The 829-nt window shown below is 51.5% G+C and carries 1 pseudogene; it reads right to left on the bottom strand.

Annotation, left to right across the window (positions count from 1 at the left end):
• Positions 1–825, bottom strand: a pseudogene (locus tag QQJ87_RS14610) (IS3 family transposase); the annotation flags it as partial.
• Positions 826–829: the final 4 nt, after the last annotated feature.

The raw sequence follows: 829 nt of genomic DNA, 5'->3' as shown, positions 1-829 counted from the left end.
CTGAGCGCATGTGGTTAGCCAAGGACCAGCCAACTATCATGCGGCTATACAGGTCGATGAATACGACCAAATATTGCCAACCATCCTTGGTCTGCAAATACGTCAAGTCAGTTGCCCACACCTCGTTAGGACTGCTGGCTGTGAAGTTACGCTGCAACCTATTAGGTGCCACAGGCAGGTCATGCTTTGAGTCCGTTGTCACGCGGAACTTGCGTTTATGTTTGGCAACAATGTTGTGTTGCTGCATGAGCCTGCGAACCCTGTCTTTGCCCACTGGGATGCCTTGACGCAATAGCGCCTTATACACCCTTGGCCAACCATATTCACCTTTACTGCGTCGATGAACGGCCTTGATGCTTGCCAATAACAAATCATCTGACACACCAGCACGCCCCTGATAGCGACCAGGTTTAGGATTGTGGTGGCGCTGCCTCATGGCATGGAATCCACTCGGACTCACCTCAAGCACCTCGCACAGGATAGATACTGGCCAGTCGGACCTGTGTTTATTAATGAACGCATACTTCACTTCAGGTCCCTGGCAAAGTATGCGCTGGCCTTTTTTAATATCTCGACCTCCATCTTCAGTCGGGTATTCTCGGCTCGAACCCGAGCCAGTTCCATTTGCTCCTCAGTGACCACTTTGCCCTTGACCAGACTCAGCGTGCCTTGCTTTTCCTTCTCTACCCAAGCAATCAGGGTCTGAGGACTAACCTGAAGAGTCTTGGCTGCTGCGCTTACGCTCTGACCCGCCTTGACCAATCTGACCGCTTCGAGCTTGAACTCAAGCGTGTACCTCGCTCTTGACAGTTTTGTTGATGCCATGAAA

Source organism: Limnobacter litoralis, assembly GCF_030160455.1.
In the GTDB taxonomy this organism is placed as follows: Bacteria; Pseudomonadota; Gammaproteobacteria; order Burkholderiales; family Burkholderiaceae_B; genus Limnobacter; species Limnobacter litoralis.
Note: the sequence above shows the minus strand (reverse complement) of the source record. Positions and strands in the feature narration are given on the sequence as shown.